This window comes from Streptomyces sp. NPDC097981, from assembly GCF_040302565.1.
Lineage (GTDB): Bacteria > Actinomycetota > Actinomycetes > Streptomycetales > Streptomycetaceae > Streptomyces.
In genome coordinates this window covers 167,567-189,392 of sequence record NZ_JBEORW010000008.1, presented here as the reverse complement: position 1 = coordinate 189,392, position 21,826 = coordinate 167,567, and the positions used below count along the sequence as shown (strand labels likewise).

At 74.6% G+C, this 21,826-nt stretch carries 19 protein-coding genes; 17 read left to right on the top strand and 2 right to left on the bottom strand.

Annotated elements, in window-relative coordinates; all coding sequences use genetic code 11:
- Positions 1-311: 311 nt before the first annotated feature.
- The 5 genes from ABTY04_RS10795 (at position 312) to ABTY04_RS10775 (ending at position 4,860) form a co-directional block, all read left to right on the top strand.
- Positions 312-1,952, top strand: coding sequence for a M4 family metallopeptidase (locus ABTY04_RS10795; RefSeq protein WP_352213004.1), 1,641 nt, complete (start codon positions 312-314; stop codon positions 1,950-1,952).
- A 575-nt stretch (positions 1,953-2,527) separates the two neighbouring features.
- Positions 2,528-3,325: a MarR family transcriptional regulator gene (locus ABTY04_RS10790; protein ID WP_352213003.1), complete on the top strand. Its 798-nt coding sequence runs from the start codon at positions 2,528-2,530 to the stop codon at positions 3,323-3,325.
- 96 nt (positions 3,326-3,421) lie between these two features.
- On the top strand, positions 3,422-3,868 hold the full coding sequence (locus tag ABTY04_RS10785) for a roadblock/LC7 domain-containing protein (RefSeq protein WP_352213002.1): 447 nt from the start codon (positions 3,422-3,424) through the stop codon (positions 3,866-3,868).
- Entirely contained in the window at positions 3,865-4,302 is a 438-nt protein-coding gene (locus ABTY04_RS10780) for a hypothetical protein (RefSeq protein WP_502996607.1), read from the top strand. Before ABTY04_RS10785 ends, ABTY04_RS10780 begins: the two co-directional genes overlap by 4 nt.
- A 363-nt stretch (positions 4,303-4,665) precedes the next feature.
- On the top strand, positions 4,666-4,860 hold the full coding sequence (locus ABTY04_RS10775) for a hypothetical protein (RefSeq protein ID WP_352213001.1): 195 nt from the start codon (positions 4,666-4,668) through the stop codon (positions 4,858-4,860).
- Here the strand turns inward: ABTY04_RS10775 and ABTY04_RS10770 are convergent.
- Positions 4,844-8,203 carry an AfsR/SARP family transcriptional regulator gene (locus tag ABTY04_RS10770; protein WP_352213000.1) on the bottom strand — a complete coding sequence of 1,120 codons (3,360 nt, stop codon included), beginning with the start codon at positions 8,201-8,203 and terminating at the stop codon, positions 4,844-4,846. The two genes, ABTY04_RS10775 and ABTY04_RS10770, sit on opposite strands and share 17 nt — an antisense overlap.
- Positions 8,204-8,375: 172 nt before the next feature.
- On the bottom strand, positions 8,376-9,353 hold the full coding sequence (locus ABTY04_RS10765) for a LuxR C-terminal-related transcriptional regulator (RefSeq protein WP_352212999.1): 978 nt from the start codon (positions 9,351-9,353) through the stop codon (positions 8,376-8,378).
- A 286-nt stretch (positions 9,354-9,639) separates the two neighbouring features.
- Between ABTY04_RS10765 and ABTY04_RS10760 the strand changes: the two genes are divergently transcribed.
- From ABTY04_RS10760 to ABTY04_RS10705, 12 genes are all read left to right on the top strand, one after another.
- Positions 9,640-9,843 carry a hypothetical protein gene (locus ABTY04_RS10760; RefSeq protein ID WP_352212998.1) on the top strand — a complete coding sequence of 68 codons (204 nt, stop codon included), beginning with the start codon at positions 9,640-9,642 and terminating at the stop codon, positions 9,841-9,843.
- A gap of 9 nt (positions 9,844-9,852) precedes the next feature.
- Positions 9,853-10,164, top strand: a complete 312-nt coding sequence (locus tag ABTY04_RS10755; RefSeq protein WP_352212997.1) for a hypothetical protein — start codon at positions 9,853-9,855, stop codon at positions 10,162-10,164.
- A gap of 11 nt (positions 10,165-10,175) precedes the next feature.
- Positions 10,176-10,388: an MbtH family protein gene (locus ABTY04_RS10750; protein ID WP_352212996.1), complete on the top strand. Its 213-nt coding sequence runs from the start codon at positions 10,176-10,178 to the stop codon at positions 10,386-10,388.
- Between the two features lie 4 nt (positions 10,389-10,392).
- The gene (ddaH, locus tag ABTY04_RS10745) at positions 10,393-11,241 is read left to right on the top strand and encodes a dimethylargininase (protein WP_352212995.1); all 849 of its coding nucleotides are present in this window, start codon (positions 10,393-10,395) and stop codon (positions 11,239-11,241) included.
- On the top strand, positions 11,238-12,329 hold the full coding sequence (locus ABTY04_RS10740) for a TauD/TfdA family dioxygenase (RefSeq protein WP_352212994.1): 1,092 nt from the start codon (positions 11,238-11,240) through the stop codon (positions 12,327-12,329). The genes ddaH and ABTY04_RS10740 overlap by 4 nt, the downstream gene beginning before the upstream one ends.
- Positions 12,322-14,115: a non-ribosomal peptide synthetase gene (locus tag ABTY04_RS10735; RefSeq protein ID WP_352212993.1), complete on the top strand. Its 1,794-nt coding sequence runs from the start codon at positions 12,322-12,324 to the stop codon at positions 14,113-14,115. Before ABTY04_RS10740 ends, ABTY04_RS10735 begins: the two co-directional genes overlap by 8 nt.
- A complete protein-coding gene (locus tag ABTY04_RS10730) occupies positions 14,112-14,930 on the top strand; it encodes a thioesterase II family protein (protein WP_352212992.1) in 819 nt (272 codons plus the stop codon). Before ABTY04_RS10735 ends, ABTY04_RS10730 begins: the two co-directional genes overlap by 4 nt.
- A complete protein-coding gene (gene hppD / locus ABTY04_RS10725; protein WP_352212991.1) occupies positions 14,927-16,009 on the top strand; it encodes a 4-hydroxyphenylpyruvate dioxygenase in 1,083 nt (360 codons plus the stop codon). Before ABTY04_RS10730 ends, hppD begins: the two co-directional genes overlap by 4 nt.
- On the top strand, positions 16,006-17,112 hold the full coding sequence (locus tag ABTY04_RS10720) for an alpha-hydroxy acid oxidase (RefSeq protein WP_502996606.1): 1,107 nt from the start codon (positions 16,006-16,008) through the stop codon (positions 17,110-17,112). The genes hppD and ABTY04_RS10720 overlap by 4 nt, the downstream gene beginning before the upstream one ends.
- Entirely contained in the window at positions 17,109-18,419 is a 1,311-nt protein-coding gene (locus tag ABTY04_RS10715; protein WP_352212990.1) for an aminotransferase-like domain-containing protein, read from the top strand. The genes ABTY04_RS10720 and ABTY04_RS10715 overlap by 4 nt, the downstream gene beginning before the upstream one ends.
- Positions 18,420-18,480: 61 nt before the next feature.
- Positions 18,481-20,007, top strand: coding sequence for an AMP-binding protein (locus tag ABTY04_RS10710; protein WP_352212989.1), 1,527 nt, complete (start codon positions 18,481-18,483; stop codon positions 20,005-20,007).
- 52 nt (positions 20,008-20,059) lie between these two features.
- A complete protein-coding gene (locus ABTY04_RS10705; protein ID WP_352212988.1) occupies positions 20,060-21,787 on the top strand; it encodes a condensation domain-containing protein in 1,728 nt (575 codons plus the stop codon).
- Positions 21,788-21,826: the final 39 nt, after the last annotated feature.

Sequence of the window (21,826 nt, the reverse complement as noted above, 5' to 3'; positions counted from 1 at the left end):
CCCGGTTCCGGCGACCCGGTTCGACCGGTTTCACCCCAACCGCCTGACACCACAGCGGTCGACTTCTGACGCCCCGTCATGGCGGGACTGTGCCAATTCCATTCCGGGTCTGTTCTTACGATCCAGCGCATTGTCATGCTTCCGACAGCCTCGGTACGGGCGCACCGCCGGTCAATCGCCTCCGGCAGGTGCCGCTCAACCGTACGGAGCAGCACGACAGCGCCCGTTCCGCCCCCTGCGAGCACTCACCCCGGTGCCCCGGAGCGAGGCGCGACCGCGCACACGCGGTTGGATCCAGAAGGAAAACCTACGTGAAGCGAAAGCTCGCCATCGGAGCCGTCCTCTCCACCTCGGCCCTGCTCGCCGGCGCCATCCAGGTCAGCGCCGGGCTGGCGCAGGCCGCCCCCACCCCCGCCGGCGCCCCCGCCCAGCAGCACGCCGCCCTGCTCGCCCAGGCCGGCAGCGACGCGCCCGCCACGGCCCGTGCCCTGGGACTGGGCAACGCGGAGAAGCTCGTCGTCAAGGACGTCGTGACCGACGCCGACGGCAGCCGCCACGTGCGCTACGAGCGCACGTACAACGGCCTCCCGGTGCTCGGCGGCGACCTGATAGTCCACCACGACGCCAAGGGCGCCGTGAAGTCGGTGGACAAGGCGGTCCAGCACTCCATCGCTCCGGCCTCGCTCTCCCCGAAGCTCTCCGCGAGCCAGGCCGCCGCCCAGGCGACCGGCGCCGTGAACGCCACCGTCGGCATCGCGAAGGACACCGACGAGCCGGCCCTGACCTCGGTCGACCGGACCGGTACCCCCCGCCTGGTCGTCTGGGCCGCCTCCGGCACCCCGCGACTCGCGTACGAGACCCTCGTCGAGGGCATGCGCGCCGACGGCACCCCCAGCAGCCAGCGCATCGTGACCGACGCCGCGAGCAGCGAGGTCCTCTCCGTCCACGAGGGCGTCCAGACCGCCGGCGCCACCGGCAGCGGCAAGGGCGTGTTCGTGGGCTCCGTACCGCTGACGACCGAGTACACCGGCTCCACGTACCAGCTGAAGGACGCCACGCGCGGCGGCCAGTACTCCGTCAACCTGTCCAACAAGACCGGGGGCAACGGAACCCTGTACACCGACACCGACAACGCCTGGGGCGACGGCACCGTCGCCAACGGCCAGTCCGCGGCGGTCGACGCCCAGTACGGCGCCGCGGCCACCTGGGACTTCTACAAGAACGTCTTCGGCCGCAGCGGCATCCGCAACGACGGGGTCGGCGCGTACAGCCGGGTCCACTACGGCCGCAACTACGTCAACGCGTTCTGGAGCGACTCCTGCTTCTGCATGACGTACGGCGACGGCGCGAGCAACACCCACCCGCTGACCGAACTGGACGTCTCCGGACACGAGATGAGCCACGGCGTCACCGCGAACACCGCCGGCCTGAACTACTCCGGCGAGTCCGGCGGCCTGAACGAGGCCACCTCCGACATCTTCGGCACCGGCGTGGAGTTCAACGCCAACCTGAGTGCGGACAAGGGCGACTACCTCATCGGCGAGCTGATCGACCTCAACGGCAACGGCACGCCGCTGCGGTACATGGACAAGCCCTCCAAGGACGGCAACTCCGCCGACTACTGGTCCTCCGGTGTCGGCAGCCTCAACGTCCACTACTCCTCGGGCGTCGCCAACCACTTCTTCTACCTGCTGTCCGAGGGCAGCGGAGCGAAGACCATCAACGGCGTCGCCTACAACAGCCCCACCTCCAATGGCTCCTCCATCACCGGCATCGGCCGCGACAAGGCCCTCCAGGTCTGGTACCGCGCACTGACCGTGTACATGACCTCCACCACCGACTACCAGGGCGCCCGTACGGCGACCCTGAAGGCGGCGGGCGACCTGTACGGCGCAACCTCCGTCGAATACCAGACGGTTGCCGCTTCCTGGTCCGGTGTGAACGTCAACTGACCCTTGGTCACCCGACTGCCGGCAGGCCCCTACGAGGAGCCTGCCGGCGCGGACGGGGGGCGTCATCGGGTGATCGCCGTGCGGTCGGTGCGGTCGGTGCGTGGAGTCGCCTGCCTGAAGGGCACGTTGACGCAGGTGAGCCGCGCACCGGCCGTGCCGGCCGTGCCTGGTTTCGGGTGTGTGGCGTGCCCGTGGATCGCTACGGGTTCAACGCCCCGCGAGAGGTCACCCAGGCCCCCGTCGACGCGGTGGCCCTCGACACCTGAGCCTGCCCGATCTCGGCGGACGGGACGCCCTCCCCATGCCCGCCGCGCTCGAAACAGGGGCAGGGAGGCGCAGGCCCTCCGGTCAAAGCAGGCAAATCCGAAACCAATAGGATTTAAACAGTCACAACAGTTCACTTGTCGAGAATAAACGGACGTCAAGCCACCCGCCGGGCATTAATCCTTTAGGCTGACCATCTCATCCCGGGCTGACGAATCAGGATTTTCAGTTACGGGAATCCATGGAAAGTTGCGGCCGATTGCAGGGGAATGTCAGAAATTGATGGACCGGCCTTCAGGAAACCGTCGCCGGTGATGGGGCTGGAACTCGCCAGGGCTTTGACCGAGGCGCCGCTCGACCAGACCTCCGGAACACTGCTGGTGGCCGGGGATCCTGGCGGATCCTTCCATCTCAGCGGCGGCGCAATCGTCGAGGTGACCTCTCCGGGTGCGCCCGGGGCGGAAACCCTGCTCCTGCGATCCGGCCGTATCCGTGAGGCGGACTGGGAATCCGCGACGAAGTCCAGTACCGCAGGAAGTCCCATCGGAGCCGAGCTCATCGCCCGGAAACTGGTCGGCGCCGCGGAATTACAGCTGATATGCGTGGCGGCCGCGCTGGATGGAGCCCTCGCTGTGGGAATGGGCAGGATCGATGGTTTCAGCCTGGAACGAGGCGCAAACGGCTGTCGACTGGCCGCCCCCCAGGCCATCGAACCCGACTGGCTGGTACGTGAGGCGGAACGGCGGATCCGGGCCCTCGTCTCGCGCCGACACCCCTTCTCGCCCTTCCGCACCCGGCTGAGCCGGACCGAGGCCGGCACCGCGGCACTGGACATCGCGGCCGCCGGTGAGCGTCGGGAGATCCTGCTCCGGCTCAACGGCCGGCGCAGCGCCAGGGACATCGCGTTCCTCCTCGGCCGGAGCCTGTACGCCGTCACGGTGGAGGTGTCCCGGCTGCTGATGGAGGGGCTGGTCGAAGCGGCGGTACCCGCCCGGCCCAAGGACCACCTCGTCGGACCCGCCACCACTGCGGGCGGCCTGCCGCGCCGGCTGCCGGGGGCGAGCGGCGTCAACGACGTCCTGCCGCTCAGGCCGGTTGCCGGTCACTAGGGCCTCCGACGGGGCGCCGCGCAGGACGTACCGGTGGCGGACACCCTCGACCGCCGTCGGCGGCACACGCACATGAACCAACACGACAGGAGAGCAGTGACAACCAGGAAAGCCCAGCTGGCAGCAGAGGCGAGGACACTGAGGGACCAGGTCGTCGGCGTCACCGACGTCGTGGTGGCCTCCGTCGACGGCCTGCTGATCACCGCGGAGACCGACGACACCGCGGAACCCGAGAGCCTGGCCGCCCTCACCGCGGCGACCCTCAACATCGCCCGCCGGGCAGGCTCCATGACCAGCAGGGGCATGCTCCACCACACGGTGTCCCGGTTCACCGACGGCTACCTCGTCACCCACGCCCTCGGCGAGATGGCGCTGATCGGGGTGCTCGGCGACGCGGGCATGGACATCACCCGCCTGCACACCGAGGCGCAGGCCTCCGCGCAACGCCTCACCACCTTGCTCACCGAACCCGCCGCGGACGCGGACCCTCCGCGATACGGAGCAGCGGGACAGACCGACGGAACCGAAGAAGGAGCACGATGAGCGGGTCGGAATCGCGAGGACCGCAGACCATGGCGGGGCGGGTCGCGAGCATCGTCAAGGCCTTGCGATCCGAAGTACCGGACTGTGTGGCCGCGGGAGTCATCGACATGTCCACGGGCATGCTGCTGTCGGTGGAAACGGTCGACTCACATCCGCCGGAGGTGCTCGACATGCTGGCGGCGGCCACCCTCGACCTGTTCCAGGGCCGCAACGTACTGATGATCGAAGGCATCTTCAAGGAGCGCCGCGGGGTCATCAGCGACCGCCACTACTTCCAGGAGATCCTCGTCAACAGCGACAACCTCACGCACCTCTTCCTCAGGGTGGAGAGCGACGACGAGGTCGTGGCCGTCGTCGTCTGCCGCAAGACGGTGAACGTGGGCATGCTCTTCGCCCAGGCCCGCCGAGTCCTGAAGGACCAGGGACAGCTGTGACCGGCCCTGTGCCCGCACACACGTTCGGCGCGGCGCTCCGCCCGTGACGGCACATCCGTACAGGGCCTCCCGGACTTCTCGTTGACCTCCAGTCAACGGGCAGCGGGAGGCCCGCATCCTCTTCCGAACCGCGGCGGGCGCAAGGACCCGCGGTCTGGGTCATCGCCCCTGATCCGGGTCCGCGTCACCCTGCCGTTTCAACACGTGAGACTCGACCGTCTTTCATGGTTCCGCCGCTGCTGCAGGAGGCGGCCGCCGACGTATATGAAACGTAGATGGACGGCTGCGAGTCTCCTCGGCAGAACCGCCCGCAAGCCAGCCAGGGACCTCACACGGCACCTGGACCGACAGACAGGATCCACCGTGCCGCACATCCGCACGTCCGTCACGCGCCGTCTGGCCCTCCTCGTCCCCGCCGCGCTCGTCGCGCTGCTCGCCGTCGGTGCCACCGCCGGCGCCCCCGTCCTCACCGCGGACCGCGGCACGAGCGTCTCGGCCGACGACGCCACCAGGCCCCACCCGCGGCTGGGCCACGACGAGTTCAACAGCAAGGCCTGACCGCCACTCGCGGCTCGAGCAGGGTGCGGGCCTCCTCGGCCTCCGGGAGGCCCGCCCGCTCGAACACCTCCAGCGCCTCGCCCGCGTGCCTCAGCCCCTCCTCGCGCCGGCCCGCCGCCAGGCAGACCCGGGCGTGGATCAGCAGGGCGTAGCCGCGGTCCCGGCCCCGGCCCGGCACCGTGCGCAGATGGGCCACGGCCCGGGCGGAGGCCTCCAGCGCCTCCCCGGTCCGGCCCAGGTCGCTCAGCGTCCGGGCGCTGCGGTAGTCGGCCTGCGCCCGCTGGCCCGGGATCCGGACCGCGTCGCACAGGTCGAGGCACTCCCCGTACGCGGCCAGTGCCTCCTCCAGCCGGCCGAGCTCGTGCAGGGCCTGCCCGCGCACGCACAGCGCGTGGGCGACCCCGTGGTCGTCGGCCATCTCCCGCAGCGCCTCCAGGGCCTCCTCGCACGCGGGCAGCGCCTCGGCCGCCCGGCCGCCGCGGACGCGGGCCAGGGCGGCGTTGAGGGTGATCGTCAGGGCGCCCGAGCGGTGGCCCTGCTCCCGCGCCAGGACGAGAGCCTCGTCGAAGCAATCGGCCGCCTCGCCGAAGCGGTGTTCGAACTGGGCGATCACCCCGAGGTCGTTGTACGCCTGTTGCAGGATCGCCCGGTCGCCCGCCCGGCGGCAGGCCCGCACGGCCAGCTCGGAGGCGGCGCGGGCCCGGCCCAGATCGGTGGCCTGGAGCGCCGCGTTCCCGCTGAGGAAGTAGGCGCGCCCGGCCGCACGGTCGTTGCCGCGCAGCGTCGCGGCCCGGGCCAGTTCGGCGGCGGTCGCGGTGATCCGCGCGTACGGGATGTCCTGCCCGAACGAGCTGAGCGCGACCAGCAGGTCGGCGGCCATCGTCAGCTGCTCCGTGTCCGCGGCGTCCGGTCGCCGCACCGCGAGCTGGACGGCGTGCAGCGCGCAGTCGAACTCCGCGACGACCCAGGCGCGGGCCTCGGTCAGGTCCGCGAGCCGTCCCTCCCCCGGTTCGGCGGCCGCCGCGACGATCGAGCGGTGCACCGGGTCCCCGGGGATCATCCACTGGAAGGCCTCGGCCGCCATGCCCAGCAGGTGGTGCAGGAGGCGGTGCTGCACCGGCGGGCCGGGCTCACCGGCCGGGGCGGGCAGGTTGAGCGCGAAGTCCCGGCCCAGCTCGTGGTGGCGGTAGCGGCCCGGCTCCGGTGATTCGAGCAGGGCGGCGTCCACCAGGGCTTCGAGCAGCTCCTCGGCCTCCGGCTCGGCCAGGTCCAGGGCGGCGGCCGCCGCGGCGAGCCCGATGCCGGGCCGGGAGACCGGGGCGAGCCGGCGGAACACGCTCGCCTGGGGCCCGGTCAGCTGGCGGTGGCCCAGCTCGAAGACGGCAGCGACGGCCAGGTCGTCGGCCCGCAGCTCGGTCAGCCGGCGCCGCTCGTCGGCGAGGCGGGCCACCAGGTGCGCGACGGTCCATCCAGGCCGGGCGGCGAGGCGGGCGGAGACGATGCGGACCGCCAGCGGCAGCCGGGCGCAGGCCTCGACCAGCGCGGCCGCGGCCTCCTCCTCCCGGTCCACCCGGTCGGCGCCGACGATCTGGCGCAGCAGCCCGAGCGCCTCCGCCGGGGTGAACTCCGCGAGCTGGACGTGGCGTCCCGACAGCAGCCCGCCCAGGCGGGCCCGGCTGGTGACGACCACGGCGCAGCCCGCGGCGCCCGGGAGCAGCGGTTTGACCTGGGCGATGTCCCGGGCGTCGTCGAGCAGCAGGAGCAGCCGGCGGCCGTCCAGGACGGTACGGAAGAGCCGGGCACGGTCCTCCGTCGAGGGCGGCACCTCGCGGCGGGGCACGCCGAGGGCGCCGAGCAGGCTGGCCAGGACGGTGCCGGGGTCGGCGGGGTCGCTGCCGGTGCCGCGGAGGTCGGCGTAGAGCTGGCCGTCGGGGTAGGCGTCCTTGACGTGGTGCGCGACCCGCAGGGCCAGGGCGCTCTTGCCGATGCCGCCCATCCCGCTCACGGCGGCGACGGCCAGGGCGGTGCGGGACGGGTCGGTCAGGGCGCCGGTGAGGGCGGCGAGTTCGGCGGCACGGCCGCTGAAGTCGACGATGTCGGCCGGGAGCTGGGCGGGCCGGACGTACCCGGCCGCGCCCTGCCCGCGCGCGAGGTCAGGCGCTACGGCAGCCCCGGACACCGCGGCCCGGGCCCCGTCCTGCATCCCGGCATGGCCGGCTCCCGGGTCCCCGACCCGCGGAGCCTCGAAGGCCTCGGGAACCCCGGGAACCCCGGTGGCTGCCGCGGCCCCGGTCCCGTGCGCCCCCGCCACAGCGGTCCCCGGCACCCCGGCCGGACCGATGCCGTACGCCCCCGCCGGCCCGGCGGCGGGCACCCCCGCGACTCCGGCCGGTGCCCCGCCAGCCCCGGCGGACGCCGCCGGGAACCCCTCGGGTCCCGCGGGCGCGCCGCCGGAAGCCGGTGCGCCGCCCGGGGCGACACCGTGCGCTCCCGCGGGTGCCGTCGGCGCGGCGTCGGAGGGCGCGGCCGGGAGCCGTGCGGGCGGCTTGCCCTCGCGTCCTGGGGCCGGGGACGCCGGTGCTGGGAGGAGGGCCGGGTCGCCTGACAGGATGCGGGCGTGCAGGGAGCGGAGGTCCGGGCCCGGGTCCAGGCCGAGTTCGTCGGCCAGCACCTCGCGGGCCCGGCCGAAGACGGCGAGGGCGTCGCCCTGCCGCCCCGCGGCGTACAGCGCGCGCATCAGGAGCCCGTACGGGCGCTCCCGCAGCGGCTCCTCGCGGATGAGGGCGGTGAGCTCGGGGACGGCCCGCTCGTGCCGCCCGAGCAGCAGGTCCACCCCAAGGCCCTCCTCCAGCAGGTGCAGCCGCAGCTCCGCCAGGCGCGAGCGCTGGCTCTCGGCGAACGGCCCCGGCACCCCGGCCAGCGGCTCGCCCCGCCACAGGGACCCGGCCCCGGCCAGGGCTTCGGCGCAGACCTCCAGCTCCCCGGCCGCGTGGGCGCGCGCGGCCTTTGCGGCCAGCTCCTCGGCCCGGACGGCGTCGACCGAGCCCGGCGGCACCGCGAGCCGGTATCCGTCGTTCGCGGACTCCAGGATCTGGGCCCCGGCCTTCCCGGACTCCCCGCCCTCCAACAGCTTCCGCAGCCGCCAGACGTAGGTCCGCAGGATCATCACCGCGGAGCCCGGGGCGGACTCCCCCCAGACCGCGGCGGTCAGTTCGTGCAACGGCACGACATGGCCCGCGCGGAGCACCAGGACGGCGAGGGTAGCCTGCTGCTGCGGCGGTCCACCGGTCAGCACCGGTCCCCCGTGGGACACGCCCACGGATCCGAGCACGAAGAATTTCACGAGTTCCCCCTGTGCGCGCGCACAGCTCCACACGGCGGTTGGTCCCCAGTTGTCCTGGCCCGCCGATGTACGGAGCGTCATCCTAAGCGGTTCATATGACCATCCCATCGGAATGGGTCGCGGCGGCGGCCCGGCCGGGCACGCCCGGCGGCGGGGAGGGACCGCGTCCGGGTCACACCCATCCGAGGCGGGCCGCGCGCAGCCCGGCCTCGAACCGGCTGCGGGCGCCCAGCCGTTCGATCAGCGAAGCCATGATCCGCCGGGCGGTGCGGGCCGAGATGTGCAGCTGTCCGGCAGCGGATTCGTCGGTGTGGCCCTCGGCCAGCAGGCCCAGCAGGGAACGCTCCTGCTCAGTGGGTACGTACACGGCCTCCGACGGATCCGCGCCCAACGGTACGGCCGCGCCCCACTCCCGCTCGAAGAGCGCGACCAGCGGGGCGATCATGCCGGGCGCGGAGAGGAACAGCGCGCCCTGGCGGCTGTCCGCCGGGTCGATGGGCACGAGGGCGTGGGTCCGGTCGACCAGCACCATCCGCGTCGGCAGCGCGGCGACGGTACGGAAGGCCCCGCCGCCCGCGAGCAGCGCCCGGCTGTAAAGCAGGGTGCCCGGATCCTCCCGTACGAGGTCCAGCCCGATGGTGCGGATGGCGACGCCGCGGCCGAGCACGAGGGCATCGTTGCGTTCGGCGGCCTCCAGCGCGGCCGCGGACTGGGGACCGCCCGGCATGAAGGTCAGCACCTCGGTCCTGGCCTCCAGCGCCAGGCGCTCCAACCGCCGCTGCACGGCGTCGAGTCCGGCCAGCCGCTCGACGCCCTCGGCCGGGCGGCCGCCGGAGCCGGCGCCCGCGAGGATCCGGACCAGGGCCTGCTGGTGGCCCGCGGCCTGGCGGTGCCGGCGCATCAGTTCCTCGTGCTGCTGGTCCAGGAGCCGCTGCATCCCGAGGACCGGGTCGACGACGGTGAAGCGGCCGGGCACCTCGAAGGACGCCTGGACCAGGCGCAGCGCGAAGAGCCGGTCGAGGCAGTCGCGGACCCGGTCGGGCTCCACCCCGAGACGGGCGGCGAGTTCGGCCAGGCCCAGGTCGGGCCGGGCCAGCACCTCCTCGTACACCGTCTGGTCGAGCTCCTCCAGGTCGAGCGTCACGGACATCGGTTCCCCTCTTCGCATGCGGTCGCCCCCGTCGATCTGCGAGCAGCCTGCCTGCCGGAGATCTACGTGACATAAATGCGCCCTCTACGCGCGTCAACGTGGCTCCGGTCGGCCGTCGACGGGGCCTCGGCGGGCGGGCGGGCCGAGGCCCCGGCCGGGGGCGGCTGTCCCAAAGCGTCCTGGCCGCTTCCGCCACCCCTGAACCCGTTCCCCCAGGTCAACACCTTGGCCAGGATGGAGGTGTGCCGCTCGGCACCCCTTCCCCACTCCCGATGAGGGCACCTCCATGACTTCTCGCGTCCACACCGCCGTCCGTCCGGTCCGCAGCGCCGCCGCGGCCGTCGCCGCGGCCGTGGCCTGCGCCGCGCTCGCGCTCACCGCCGGCGGGCCGTCCGGTGCGGACACGGCCGGGGCCGGCACCGTCCGGGCGGCCTCGGCACCCCTCCCGGCCGCCCCCGGCGCGGTCGCCAACGGCCTCATCTGGGACTGACCCGGGCGCGTGGAGCTGACCCTCGTCTCTCTCGTCCCGCCCGGGCACGGCCCCGGTCCCGCGGACGACGGCCGCCTGCTCCGCCTGCTCTGGGGCGCGGCCCGCCCGGGGGAGCGACTGGAGCACATCAGCGTGCGGAGCGGTCCGCACGGTGTGGACCTCGGACTCTTCACCGTGGCCACGCCCGGGACGACCGCCGCGGAGGCCGCCCTGGCCATCTGCCGCCGCGTGCTCGCACCTCCCTCCCCCTTCCACGGCTGGCACCTCGCCACCGGATCCACCAGCCTCGCGCGACCCGGCGCGATCCCCACCACGACGTGACAGGAGCACCCGTGACCAACCCCTTCGAGGACGACGAAGCCACCTACTTCGTCCTCGTCAACCAGGAGAACCAGCACTCCCTGTGGCCCGCCTCGATCGAGGTGCCCGCCGGCTGGACGGCCGGCCACGGCCCGGCCGGTCGCCAGGACTGCCTGGACCACATCGAGAAGACCTGGACCGATCTGCGTCCGGCCAGTCTGGTCGCCGCCCTCGGGGAGGTCTGAGCCGATGACCGTCCAGCGCACCGCCCGTCCCCGGCACTACCTGATGTGCCGCCCGTCCCACTTCACCGTCGACTACCGCATCAACCCCTGGATGGACCCGGCCAAGCCGACCGACACCGACCTGGCCGTCCTGCAGTGGGAGCGGCTGTACGCCCTCTACCAGGAGCTCGGGCACACGGTCGACCTGATCGACCCGGTCCCGGGGCTGCCCGACATGGTCTACTCGGCCAACGGTGCCACCGTGCTCGGCGACCGCGTCCTGATGGCCCGTTTCCGCCACCCCGAGCGCGCCGCCGAAGCCCCCGCCTACCAGGCCTGGTTCGAGGCCAACGGCTACGCCGAGGTGGTCGCCCCGGAGCACGTCAACGAGGGCGAGGGCGATTACCTGGTCGCCGGATCGCGGATCCTGGCGGGCACCGGCTTCCGCACCGACCCGGCCTCGCACGCCGAGGCCGAACGGGTGCTCGGCGCCCCGGTGGTGGGCCTGACCCTGGTCGACCCGCGTTTCTACCACCTGGACACCGCCCTCGCCGTGCTCGACGACGACGAGATCATGTACTTCCCCGGTGCCTTCTCGGCCGAGTCGCAGGCGGTGCTGCGCGAGCTGTACCCGGACGCGCTGCTGGCCACGGAGGAGGACGCCGAGGTCTTCGGGCTGAACGCGCTCTCCGACGGGCGGAACGTCCTGCTCGCCGAGGCCGCCCGCGGGCTCGCGGACCGGCTGGCCGAGCGCGGTTTCACGCCGATCGGCGTCGACCTGTCCGAACTGTTCAAGGGCGGCGGCAGCGTCAAGTGCTGCACCCTGGAGCTCCGTCACGCCGCGCAGGCGCCGACCGCGGGTGGTGCCGCATGAGCCCGCACCCGACCACCCCCGCAGTGGCCACCGCCGCCGAGGCCACCGCTGCCGAGGCCGTCCCCTTCGCGGGCGTCCTCGACTGGCTCACCGAGCCCGGCGCCCCGGCCACCGTCCACGCCCCCGAGCTGGCCGACGCGGCCGCCGCGCGGGACTGGCTCGCCGAGCACCGCGCCGAACTGCGCGCCGGACTCGACCGGTTCGGCGCCGTCTACGTGAGCGGGCTGCCGGTCCGCAGCGTCGACGACTTCGCCGTCGTCCGCGACGAGCTGATCCGCCGGGCCACCCCGTACCGCGAGAAGGCCACCCCCCGCAGCGACTTCGGCTCCGGCGTCTTCTCCTCCACCGACCTGCCCGCCGCGCAGGCGATCCGCCCGCACAACGAGAACAGCTACACGCTGACCTTCCCCGGCCTGCTGCTCTTCGGCTGCCTGACCGCCCCCGAGGAGGGCGGCGCGACCCCCGTCACCGACTGCCGCGAGGTGCTGCGCTCGCTCCCCGCCGCTCTGGTCGAGCGGATGCGCGCCTGTGGCTGGGTCCTGACCCGCACCTACTCGGAGACCCTCTCGGTCGCCTGGCAGTCCGCCTTCGGAGCCACCACCCGCGAGGAGGTCGAGGCGTACTGCGCCGAGAACGCCATCGCCTGCGCCTGGGACGAAGAGGGCACGCTGCGCACCAGCCAGGTGCGGCCGGGCATCGTCCGCCACCCGCAGACCGGCGACGAAGTGTGGTTCAACCACATGGCGTTCTGGAACCGCTTCTCGCTGGACGAGGAACTGCGCGAGGTCCTGCTGGACGAACTCGGCCCCGGGGGGCTGCCCTTCGACACGGGTCTCGGTGACGGCGTCCCGCTGACGGAGGCGGACCTGGCGGCCGTCAACGCCGCCTACGAGCGGGCCACCGTGCGCCGCGCCTGGCAGCCGGGGGACCTGCTGATCGTCGACAACGTCCTGATCGCGCACGGCCGCGACCCCTTCCGCGGCGACCGGCGGATCGTCGTCGCCATGGGCGACCCGGTCGCGGTGGCGGACTGCGCCCCGACCGTCGCCCCGCGCGCCGGAACCGTGGCGGCGGTGTCCCGTGGCTGAGCCGACGAACCTGGTGGAGCGGTTCCTGGAGACCGCCCGGACCTTCCCCGGCCGCGCCGCGGTGCACGCCGCGGACGGTGCCCTGACCTTCGAGGAGCTGGCAGGGCACACGGCCCGGCTGGCGGCGGCGCTGCGCGCGCTCGGCGTCCGCCCGGGCGACCGGGTCGGCGTGAGCCTGCCCCGCGGCACGGGCTGGGCCGTGGCCCCGCTGGCGGTGTGGCGGGCCGGTGCGGCCTACGTCCCGCTGGACCCGGCGTACCCCGGCGAGCGGCTCGCGCACATCGCGGCCGACGCCGGGCTGCGTGCGGTGGTCGCGCCGGCGGGGGCCGCGGCCGAGTGGGCCGAGGGCCTGCCGGTCCTGGACCCGGACACGGCCGCCGCCCCGGACACTGCGCACCCGGACACGGCGGCGCCTGCCGCGCAGGCCGACGCGGAGCCGTCCGGCCGTGCCGGGCACCCGGCCACCGCGGCCTACGTCATCCACACCTCGGGCTCCAGCGGACTGCCCAAGGGTGTGGAGGTCACTCACGCCGGCGTCGCCGCCCTCGTCGCGAGCCTGGAGGAGCGGGGCGTCTACCCGTCCGGCCACCGCGTGGTCGCCTGGAACGCCAGCCTGTCCTTCGACGCGTCCGTGCAGCAGTGGGTCCGCGTGTGCCGCGGCGACACCCTGGTCGTCCTTGACGACGAGGACCGCACGGACCCGGCCCGGCTGGACGCGCTGCTCGACGCGTACGGCGTGACCGACCTCGACTGCACCCCCTCGCACTGGCGGCTGACCGGTCCGCGGCTGCGGCCCGGGCGTCCGCTGCGGCTGCTGCTGGGCGGCGAGCCGGTGCCGGTACCGATGTGGCGGGCGCTGGCCGAGGACCCGGCCGTGGAGGCCTGGAACCTGTACGGCCCGACCGAGTGCACCGTCGACGCCACCGCGACCCGGATCACCGGGGCCGCCCCACGCCTGGGCGATCCGCTGGCCGGGGTCCGCGCCCTGGTCCTCGACGAGGGGCTGCGGCCGGCCGCCACGGGCGAGCTGTACCTGGCCGGTCCGGGCGTGGCCGTCGGCTACGTCGGCCGGCCCGGGCTGACCGCCTCGCGGTTCGTCGCGGACCCCTTCACCGCCGACGGCAGCCGGATGTACCGCACGGGCGACCTGGTGCGCTGGCGGGTCGACTCCGGTCTGGAGTTCCTGCGCCGCACCGACCGGCAGCTCAAGATCCGCGGCTTCCGGGTGGAGCCGGGCGAACTGGAGGACCGGCTGCGCGGCCACGCGGCCGTGGCGGCGGCCGTCGCCGTGGCCCGGACCGGGCCGGACGGCGACACCCTCCTCGCGGCGTACTGCGTCCTGGCTCCCGGAGCCCGGGTGACCGACGCGGAGCTGAGCCGGCACTGCGGGGCCGCACTGCCCGCGTACTTCGTCCCGTCCGTCTTCGTCACGGTCGACGCGCTCCCGCTGACGCCGAACGGCAAGGTGGACACCGAGGCGCTGCCGCCGCTGCCGACGGCCCCCGCAGCCGGGCCGGAGTCCTCCGGGCGCGCCCCCGAGGGCCCGCTGGAGGAGCTGATCGCGACCGTGTGGGCCGAGGTCCTCGGCCGGGACGGCGTCGACGCGGAGGCGAACTTCTTCGCGCTCGGCGGCCATTCGCTGCTGGCGCTGCGCGTGGTGTCCCGGCTGAAGAAGAACGCCGGGATCGCGCTGCGGACCAAGGACGTCTACCGCTTCCCCGTCCTCGCGGACCTGGCCCGGCACGCGCAGTCGGTGCACGCCCTGGCCGCCGGGGAGGCCTCGTGAGCGTCCTCGACACCACCGCGGTGCGCCTGAAGGAGACCGCGGAGGGCTCGCCCACCCTGGTCTGCCTCGGCTTCTGCGGCGGGGGCACCGCCACCTTCCACGACTGGCTCCCGGCCCTGCCGGACGGCGTCGGCCTGGTGGCCGTCTGCTATCCGGGGCGCGAGGGGCGGTTCGCCGAGGAGTTCGCCCGGACCTGGGACGAGCTCGCGACGGACGCCGCCGCCGGGGTCGCGGCGGTGGCCGGGCAGGGCCCGTACGTCCTGTTCGGGCACAGCATGGGCGGCTGGATGGCCTTCGACGTCACCGTACGGCTCGCCGCGGCGGGCGCGCCCGCGCCGCGCGCCCTGGTCGTCTCCGCCTGCAACGCCCCGGACCTCGGGGTCACCGACCGGGACCGGTTCCTGGCCCAGGGACAGCGCGACGAAGAGCTGCTCGGCTGGATGAGCACCCACGGCCTGCTGCCCGAGCACGTCCTCGAAGAGCCCGAACTGACCGAGATGGCCGTGGAACTGATGCGGGCCGACCTGGCCGCCCGGGACACCTTCACCCACACCCCCGGCGCCCGGACCGGCGTCCCGCTCCAGGTGTTCTCCGGGGACGCGGACCCGGTCATCGGCGAGGACGCAGGTCCGCGCTGGGCGGCGCTGACCGACGGACCGTTCCGCCACGATGTCCTGCCCGGCGGCCACTTCTACACCCCGGAGGTGTGGGGGGGCCTGCCCGCCCGGATCACCTCCCTGACGACCGGGGCCGCCGCGGCCCCCACCCCCGTCCTCTCCGTGTCCGCCGCCCCGCGAGGGACGGCGGCCCCATGACGAACGGCAGCTCCATGACCTTCTCCCCCGCCTTCGGCATCAGCCACGTCGAGTCCTACGTCGCCGACCTCGCGTCGGCGGCGGCCGAGATGACCGGCCGCTTCGGTTTCCGTGCGGTCGCCCGCGCCGCGTCCGCCGACGCGGAGTCCCTGCTCCTGCGCCAGGGCCGGATCTCCCTCGTCCTCACCCAGGCCCGCTCGCCGCACCACCCGGGCGCCGCCTACGTCCTGGCCCACGGCGACGGCGTCGCCGACATCGCGCTGAGCGTGCCCGACGTGACCGCCGTCTTCGACGAGGCGGTCTCCCGCGGTGCGGTCCCCCTGGCCGTGCCGCGCCGGCACCCCGACGGCCGCACCCGGGCCGTGGTCGCCGGGTTCGGCGACGTCGTGCACACCCTCGTCGAGCCGAACCCGGCCGGGCTGCCCCCGGGGTTCACCCCGCTGCCGGACGCCGCCGCACCGGACGCGGACGGCGAACTCCTGGAAGAACTCGACCACTTCGCGGTCTGCCTGCCCGCCGGCGAACTCGCCCGGACCGTGGAGTTCTACACCCGCGTCCTCGGCTTCCGCATGATCTTCCAGGAGCTCATCCGGGTCGGCGCGCAGGCCATGGACTCGAAGGTGGTGCAGAGTGCCTCCGGCGAGGTCACCCTGACCCTGATCGAGCCCGACACCTCCCGCGAGCCGGGACAGATCGACCGGTTCCTCGCCGAGCACGGCGGCGCGGGCGTCCAGCACATCGCCTTCGCCTCCCGGGACGTCGTCAGGGCGGTCGGGGCGCTGCGCGAGCGCGGCGTGAAGTTCCTGAGCGTCCCCGACGCCTACTACACGATGCTCGCGGACCGGCTCGACCTGGCCCGGCACTCCACGCAGGAGCTCCAGCGCATCAGCGTCCTGGTCGACGAGGACCACGACGGGCAGCTCTTCCAGATCTTCACCCGCTCCACCCACCCGCGCCGCACCCTCTTCCACGAGGTGATCGAGCGGTTCGGCGCCCGCACCTTCGGCAACGGCAACATCAAGGCGCTGTACGAGGCCGTCGAGGCCGAGCGCCTGGGCGCCGGAGAGGTCCTGCGGTGAGCGCCGGTCACGACACCGCGCCGGTCCCGGTCCGGCTGGAGGACTTCGCCGGTCCCGCCCGCCGTGCCCTGCCCCCGGAGGTCTGGGACTTCATCGCGGGCGGCAGCGGCGAGGAGCTGACGCTGGCCGCCAACCGGGCCGCCCTGGACGGGATCCGCCTCGTCCCCCGCGTCCTGTCGGCCCCCGGTGGCTGCGACACGTCGGCCGAACTCCCGGGCGGCCGGGCGGCCCTGCCCGTGGCGGTCGCGCCGATGGCCTACCAGCGGCTGCTCCACCCCGAGGGCGAGCTGGCCACGGCCCGCGCAGCGGCGGACGCCGGGGTGCCGTTCACCCTGAGCACGCTGAGCAGCGTGCCGGTGGAGGAGATCACGGCGCTGGGCGGGGTCACCTGGTTCCAGCTGTACTGCCAGCGGGACCCGGGGCTCACCGCCGAACTGGTGCGGCGCGCCGAGGACGCGGGCTGCGCCGCGGTGATGGTCACGGTCGACGTCCCCTCGATGGGCCGGCGCCTGCGCGACCTGCGCAACGGCTTCGCCCTGCCGGCGGGCGTGGCGGCCGCGCACCTCGACCCGGCCACTACCGGCCGGGCCGCCGAGCGCCGGGCCGGGACGTGCGCGGTGGCGGAGCACACCGCCGAGTCCTTCGCCCGCGCCCTGGGCTGGGACGACCTGGCCCGGCTGCGGGAGCAGACGGGACTGCCCCTGATCGTCAAGGGGATCCTCGATCCGGGTGACGCCGCGACTGCGGCCGCGGCCGGTGCGGACGCCGTCGTCGTCTCCAACCACGGCGGCCGCCAGCTCGACGGCGCGGTCGCCAGCGCGGACATGCTGTCCGCGGTCCGGGAGGCGGTCCCGCCGTCCTGCCGGCTGCTGCTCGACAGCGGGATCCGCGGCGGGACCGACGTCCTGAAGGCTCTGGCGCTCGGCGCGGACGGGGTGCTGCTGGGCCGCCCCGTCCTGTGGGGCCTGGCCACGGACGGCGCGGAGGGCGTGTCCCGGGTGCTGGGGCTGCTGGCGGCCGAACTGCGCTCCGCCTTGGAGCTGTCGGGCTGCGGCACCCCCGCCGACGCCCCCTGGCTGACGACGCTGGGGGCGGGCCGGTGACCCGCACGGCCGTGGCCCTGGACCGGGCCGATCTGCACGCGTCCCTCGCGGACCCTGCGCTGCTGTCCATGACCTTCCTCAACGAGATCGCGGGACGGTTCCCCGAGGCCGTCTCCTTCGCCCCCGGGCGGCCGACGGAGGACTTTTTCGACCCGTCCGACCTGCACCGCTACCTCGACACGTACATCCACCACCTCACCGCGGACAAGGGCTACGACGCGGCCGGGGTGCGGCGGGAGCTGTTCCAGTACGGCCGCACCAAGGGCGTCGTGCACGAGCTGATCGCCCGTCACCTCGAACGGGACGAGGGCATCGTCTGCGACCCAGAGGCCGTCCTGGTCACCGTGGGCGCGCAGGAGGCGCTGTGGCTCGTGCTGCGCGCCCTGAAGGCCGGCCCGCGGGACGTGGTGCTGGCCCTGGACCCGACGTACGTCGGGCTGACGGGCGCGGCCCGGCTGCTGGACCTCCCGGTGCGGTCGGTGCCCGAGGGCCCCCGCGGGGTGCGTCCGGAGCAGGTGCGCGAGCGGATCCGCGAGGTCCGCGCGGCCGGGGAGCGGCCCCGGGCGCTGTACCTGGTGCCGGACTTCTCCAACCCGAGCGGCCACTCCCTGGGGACGGGGACGCGCCGGGAGCTGCTGGAGGTCGCGGAGCAGGAGGACGTGCTGCTGCTGGAGGACAACCCGTACGGGTACTTCCGGGTGGCGGACGGCTCCCGGCCGCCGACGCTGAAGGCCCTCGACACCGGGCAGCGGGTCGTCTACCTGGGCTCGCTGGCCAAGACCTGCTTCCCCGGCGCCCGGGTGGGCTTCGCCGTCGCGGACCAGCGGGTCACGGGGGCGGGCGGACCGGCGCTGCTGGCCGACGAGCTGGCCCGGGCCAAGAGCATGCTGACCGTCAACACCCCGCCGGTGACGCAGGCGCTGGTCGGCGGAATGCTGCTGGAGCACGGCGGAAGCCTGCTGGAGGCCAACCGCCGCCAGATCGACGTCTACCGGCGCAACCTGCGCTGTCTGCTCCAGGGGCTGCACCGGCGGTTCGCCCGGATGCCCGGGATCCGGTGGATCACCCCCGCGGGCGGCTTCTTCGTCGTGCTCGACGTGCCGTTCCCGGTGACCGACGCCCTGGTCGAGGAGGCCGCCGTCCGGCACGGGGTGCTCTTCACGCCGATGCGCCACTTCAGCGACCAGGAACGGGCCGGGCGCCAACTGCGGCTTTCGTGCAGCTCCCTGGACCCCGACCGGATCGAGGACGGGCTCGACCGGCTGGCGGCGCTGATCGACGAGCACGGCGCGGCACCGCATGACTGAGCCCGTCGCCCCGCCCGCACCCCTCCCCCCTTGCCCCGCACCCTCCCCAGAAGGAACGTCCATGCACACCGACGACGCGCGCGGACCGCGGCATTCGCTCGTCCGGCCCCTGATCCGCGCCGTCCGGCGCGACCCCGCGGCGGTGGCCGTCGTCGACGGCGGCGTCGCCCACACGTACGGCGAACTCGACCGGCTGTCCGCCGAGATCGCGGGCGGGCTCGCCGCCCGCGGCCTGGGACCGGACGACGTGGTCGCCGTCCACGGCGAACGGTCCTGGGAGCGCTGCGCCGCGGTGCTCGGCGCCTGGCGGGCCGGCCTGGGCGTGGTCTGCGTCGACCCGGGCATGCCCGCGCCGCGGGCCGCGCGGATCGCCCGGCTCTGCGCCCTGCTGGTCCGTCCCGACCACACCGCGCCGACCGGGCTCGGCCCCTCCGAGGTCGCCTTCGGCGAGCTGCGCGGCGCCCCGCTGGAGGAGCTGCGCGAGGGGACCGTCGGGTACGTCATCCCCACGTCCGGATCGACCGGTGAACCCAAGTCGGTGGCCGTTCCGCCGTCGGTGCTGGCCGCGCTCGGCGACTGGCACGTGCGGCACTGGGCCCACGACCGCCCGCCGCACACCCTCCAGGCGGCCTCGATCGGCTTCGACGTGGGCTACGAGGAGATCGTCACCACCTGGCTGGCCGGGGCCGCGCTGGTCGTGGTCTCCGACGAGGAACGCCAGGACCCCTTCGCACTGATGGACCTGATCCGCGAACAGCGCGTCGCCCGGCTGTTCCTGCCGGTGGTGGGGCTGCACGCGCTGGCCACGGCCGCCGTGTTCGAACCGGACGCGATGCCCGATCTGCGGGAGATCGCGGTCGCGGGCGAGCGCCTCGTCGTCAACTCCGAGGTGCGGGAGTTCTGCGCGGCCGCCGGGGTCGCCCTGGTCAACGAGTACGGGCCCAGCGAGACCCACGTGGTCACGCAGTACCGGCTGGACCCGCGGGAGGCCGTGTCCTGGCCCGAGCACCCGCCGATCGGAGGTGCCGTCGCCGGGGCGGAGCTGCTGCGCGAGGCGGACGGCGTGCTGCGGCCGTTCGCGGCGGGCGAGGAGGCGGAGCTGGTCGTCGGCGGAGGCAGTGTCGGCCTCGGCTACCTGGGCGACCCGGAGCTGACGGCGACCCGCTTCCGGACCCTGCCCCACCGCGACGGGACCCCGCGCCGCACGTACGCCACGGGGGACGTCGTCCGGTTCGACGGGGCGGACTTCCACTTCGTGGCCCGGGCCGACGACCAGCTCAAGGTGAGCGGGTACCGGGTCGAGCCCGGCGAGGTCGAGGCGGTCCTGGGCGCGGTCCCGGGGGTCCGCCGGGCCGTGGTGGTGGCGGTGGAGGTCGCGGGCTCGCGCCGGCTCGCGGCCGTGTGGACCCGGACGGGGGCGGACGGCCCCGGGCCCGTGGAGCTGGCCGCGGCGTGCGCAGCGCACCTGCCCGCGTACATGGTGCCCCGGCACTTCCGGCCCGTGGAGGACCTGCCGGTGACCGCCAACGGAAAGGTCGACCGGGCCGCCCTGCGGACGCTGTTCGCCCCGGCCCGCACCGCCGTCTGACAAGCACGCGGAGGCCCGCGGAGGCCCGCGGCGAACGAGAACGAGGAAGACTATGAGGGGAATCGACGTGACCGAGGCGGAGCGGATCCTGTGCGGTGTCCTGGCGGACCTGTTCGGAATCCCGGAGGTCGGCCCGCAGGACGGCTTCGTCCGGCTCGGCGGTGACAGCATCATCGCCGTGCAGGTGGTCGGCGCGGCCCGCCGGGCCGGGCTGCGCATCACCGTCCGGGACGTGCTGACCCTGCCGGACGTGGCGGCCCTGGCCGCCGCCGCCCGGCCGCTGGCCCGGTCCGCCCGGTCGGGTGCCGACGACGGGGTCGGGCCGGTCCGGCCGACGCCGGTGATGCACTGGCTCGACGGGCGCGGCGGGCCCGCCGACCGCTACTACCAGTACCTGGTGGTGCGGACCCCGGCCGGGCTGACCGGGCAGAGCGCGGCCGAGGTGCTCCAGGCGGTCCTGGACCGGCACGACATGCTGCGCGTGGTCCGGGACGGCTCCGGCTGGCGGACCCGCCCGGCCGGGTCGGTGCACGCCGCGGAGTGCCTGCGCCGGGTGGCGACGGAGGGCCGCGAGGCCACTGCCGAGGAGGTCGGGCGGGAGGTGCGCGCGGCCCGCGACCGGCTCTCGGTGGGCGGCGGGGTGATCGTGCAGGCCGTCTGGTTCGACGCCGGTGCCGGGCTGCCCGGGGCGCTGGCCCTGGTCGTCAACCACGTGGTCGTGGACGGGATCTCCTGGCGGGTGCTGACCGGCGACCTCTCCCGCGCCTGGGAGGCGGTCGCCGCCGGACGGGCCCCCGCCGGCGCGCTCGACCCGGTGGCCACCTCGTTCCGCCGCTGGTCGGAGCTGCTCGCCGCGGAGGCGGCCGGGGAGCGGACCGCGGCCGAAGCCCCGTACTGGAGCGGTGTGGTGCGGCCGGGGGCGGGCATCGCGGGCCGCCGCCCGCTGGACCCGGCCCGCGACCACGAGGACCGCGCCGGGCACCTCGCCCTGAGCCTGCCCGCGGCGACGGCCGGGCCGCTGCTGACGTCGGTCGCCGACCGGCTGGGCGCCGACGCCAACGAGGTGCTGCTGACCGGGCTGTCCCTGGCCCTGGCCCGGTGGCGGCCGTGCGGCCTGGAGGTCCTGGTGGAGCTGGAGGGCCACGGCCGGGAGGACATCGGCGGCGAATCCGACCTCTCCCGTACGGTCGGCTGGTTCACCACCCTCTTCCCCACCCGCTTCGCCCTGGACGGCCTGGGCGCGGCGGACGCCGAGGACGGCGGCCCCACCGCCGGTGAGGCACTGCGGCGGGTCCGGGAGCAGCTGCGGGCGATCCCGCGCAAGGGCATCGGGTACGGGCTGCTGCGCCACCTCGACCCGGTCATCGGCAAGGAGCTCGCCGCGGCGGAGCCCGCCGGCCTCGGTTTCAACTACCTGGGCCGGCTGGGCGGTCCGGGCGGCGGCGACTGGCAGCTGCTGCCCGCCCACGGGGCCCGGCTCGACGCCCCCGGCCCGGGCATGCCGATGGCCCACGCCGTCGAGGTGAACGCCTTCGTCCTGGAATCGGCGGACGGACCCGTCCTGCACGCCGACTGGGCCTGGGCCGACGGCGTCCACGACGAGGCGGAGGTCCGGGCGCTGGCCGAGGGCTGGTTCCGGATGCTCGGCGCCCTCACCGTCCACGCCGACCGCACCGGCCCCGCGGTCCCGTCCACCGTCCCGCCCGCCTCCGCCCTGACGCTCGACGCGATCGGCCAGGACGAACTGGACGACCTCGCGGCCTCCCTCGGCCTCCTCTGACCCCGACCGGACCGCACCCCCGCCCCGCCGCCGCTCTCC